This window comes from Streptomyces sp. NPDC058086 (assembly GCF_042885015.1).
Lineage (GTDB): Bacteria > Actinomycetota > Actinomycetes > Streptomycetales > Streptomycetaceae > Streptomyces.
In genome coordinates this window covers 1-2,849 of record NZ_JBHVST010000258.1, presented here as the reverse complement: position 1 = coordinate 2,849, position 2,849 = coordinate 1, and the positions used below count along the sequence as shown (strand labels likewise).

Genomic DNA, 2,849 nt, shown 5'->3' with positions numbered 1-2,849 from the left:
GTGCCCCCCACCCCCCCCCCCCCCCCCCCCCCCGGGGGGGGGGGGGCGCCCCCCCCCCCCCCGCCGGCCCGCGCGCGGGGGGGGCCCCCCCGCGTCTTCGGGGCCCCCCCCCCCCCCTCGGTACGGGCCTCAGACCGTGACCGGAGCGTCCCCCGTGGCGAGTCCGGGAGCCGGGCCGTCGGCTTTGCGCTGGCGGGGCATCAGCAGCGCCAGGGCCGCAGCGAGGGCGACTGCAGCGGCTCCGACCCAGAGCGCGGGCCTCAGCCCGTCGACGAACAGCGAGGCGGACCCGTAGCCGCCCTGGGCGGAGAAGACCGCTGCCAGCGAGGCGACACCGATGGCGCCACCGACCTCGCGGATCGCGTTGTTGGCGCCGGAGGCGATGCCTTGCTCCTCCGGGCGGACCGTGCTCATGACTAGGTTGGCGCTGGGGGCGAAGAACATGCCCATGCCGATTCCGCAGACGATCAGTGCCGGCAGCAGGGAGGTGTACGACACCTGCGGCTCGACGGCCAGCGCCCAGAGTCCGAGGCCCACTGCGTTCAGGGCCATGCCGACGGTGACGACGGGAGCGCCGCCGATGCGGTCGGACAGTGCTCCGGCCAGCGGCCCGGCGATCATGGGCATGGCGGTCCAGGGAAGCATCCGCACGCCGGCTTCCATCGGTGAGTAGCCGCCGACGGTCTGCAGGTACTGGCTGAGCAGGAAGATCGACCCGAACATCCCCAGGAACATCAGCAGGCTTGCTGCGTTGATGGCGCTGAAGGAGCGGTGGCGGAATAGACGCATCGGCAGCATCGGGTGTTTGGCGCGCAGTTCGTAGAGGACGAAGCCGACGAGCAGGGCCGTACCCGCGAAGAATCCGCCCAGCACCGGGATGCTGGTCCAGCCGTCGGCGTTGCCGCGCACGAGGGCGTAGACGATGCCGAACAGGCCGCCGCTGACCAAGGCCGTGCCGGCAAGGTCGAGGCTCGGGTTCGGGCCGTGGCTCTCGTCCAGCCGCAGCAGGGCCAGCGGGATCAGCGCCAGGCCGAGCGGGACGTTCACCCAGAAGATCCACTGCCAGGAGAGATGTTCGGTGAGTGTGCCGCCGATGAGCGGGCCGGTGGCGACGGCGATGCCGCTGGCCGCGCCCCAGACGCCGAAGGCAACGCCGCGCCGTTCGGCGGGGACGGCCGCCGACAGCAGGGTGAGCGTCAGCGGCGTCACGATCGCGGCCCCGACGCCCTGCGCCGCACGGGCGGCGATCAGTTCACCCATCCCGGGGGCGAGTGCGGCCGCGGCTGAGGCTGCGGTGAAGATCGTGAGCCCGATGGCGAACAGTCTTCGGCGGCCGAAGCGGTCGCCGAGTGAAGCGCCGAACATGAGCAGGACCGCGAAGGTGAGGGTGTAGGCGCTCACCGTCCATTCGAGGTCTTCGAGGCCGCCGCCGAGATCCTTGCGGATGGAGGGGAGGGCGGTGGTGACGATCAGGTTGTCGAGGGCGGTGATGAATCCGGCCATGCTGGTGATGGCCACGGCCCAGACGGCGCTGCCGCGCCGAACGGGTTGCTTGCGGTGCTGTTTCATGACGTTCCCTGGGCAGACGTACTGGGCGATATATCAGTGGACGTGGATGCCGGCGCGGCGTGCGACACCGAGCACCGGCATCCACCGGCTCGGTGCGGATTTCTGGGCGACCGACGCTCAGGGGAGCTGGGGGTAGAGCACCGCGACGCCCCCGGAGAGTGCGGCCTGAGCCTGGCGGGCGGCGTTGTCCGCGAGGATCTCGTACGCGCCGGCGGCGATGCCGTCGACGGCGATCCGGGCGATGTCGGCGGGGTCCGACTTGGCCGCGTCGACCGCCCGGACCATGTCGGTGTCCATGTAGCCGACGTGCAGTCCGGCCACCCGGATGCCCTGGTCTGCGAGCTGTACGCGCAGTGCGTTGGTGAGCGACCACTCCGCGGACTTGGCGGCGCAGTAGGCTCCGATCTCCGGGAAGCTGACCCAGGACAGGCCCGACAGGACGTTGAGGATCGCCCCGCCGCCGTTGGCCGCGATCTGCGGTGCGAAGCTCCGGGCCATCGAGAGGGTGCCGAAGTAGTGGGTGTCCATCTCCAGCCGGATGTCGTCCAGGTCGGCTGCGAGCAGGTCGGCGCCGGTGGCCGACCCCGCGTTGTTGATCAGGACGGTCACATCGCTGGTGGCCTCGGCGGCGGCCGCGACGGAGGCGGGGTCGGTGATGTCGAGCGCGATCGGCTTGGCACCGGGCAGGTCGACCTGGTCGGGGTTGCGGGCGCCGGCGTAGACGGTGGCGCCGCGGTTGAGCAGTTCGGCGGCGAGGGCCCGGCCGAAGCCCCGGTTTGCTCCGGTGACAAGGGCAGTGCTGGTGGAGAGGTCCATGGAGGCTTCCTGGTGAAGTTGGTGTTCCCGGGCGGCCGCAGGGTGGGCGGTCGGGACGGAAGAGAGATCTGAGCCGTCGTCAGTTAGGACTCACGAGCATTGAAGTATGACCGTAATGCTAAGTGGTGTGAGTCGGTGATCGCAAGCACCCTGCGTGGAGGGGGCGGAGAGACGTGCCGTGCCGCCGCGGAGTTCGATGGCGTCTGTGACGTTGCCTGGGACCGTCCGAGGTGCCGTCAAAAACGGCGGCCGAAGGCCGATGGGCATGCGAGCCTGGCGGTGTGTCAGAGAGGCGCTGCCCAGGCGGGTGTTGTCACGAGCAGTGGATGCTGCGCCTGCCCGACGTTCCGGAGTTGTGTCGACCGGTGGCCTGAAGTTCGCTGCCTGCACCGTGGTGCGATCAACGCGCGAGGGGCCTGCCGGGCGCACGGCAGGCCCCACGCCTAGTCCGCGGAAGGCGGACT

General features: G+C 70.8%; 2 protein-coding genes. Both read right to left on the bottom strand.

All coding sequences use genetic code 11. The features are described 5' to 3' along the window. Window positions 1-129: 129 nt before the first annotated feature. The gene (locus ACFVWD_RS58005) at window positions 130-1,569 is read right to left on the bottom strand and encodes a DHA2 family efflux MFS transporter permease subunit (RefSeq protein ID WP_389607234.1); all 1,440 of its coding nucleotides are present in this window, start codon (window positions 1,567-1,569) and stop codon (window positions 130-132) included. A 117-nt stretch (window positions 1,570-1,686) separates the two neighbouring features. Further along, window positions 1,687-2,385 carry an SDR family oxidoreductase gene (locus ACFVWD_RS58000; protein ID WP_389607232.1) on the bottom strand — a complete coding sequence of 233 codons (699 nt, stop codon included), beginning with the start codon at window positions 2,383-2,385 and terminating at the stop codon, window positions 1,687-1,689. Window positions 2,386-2,849: the final 464 nt, after the last annotated feature.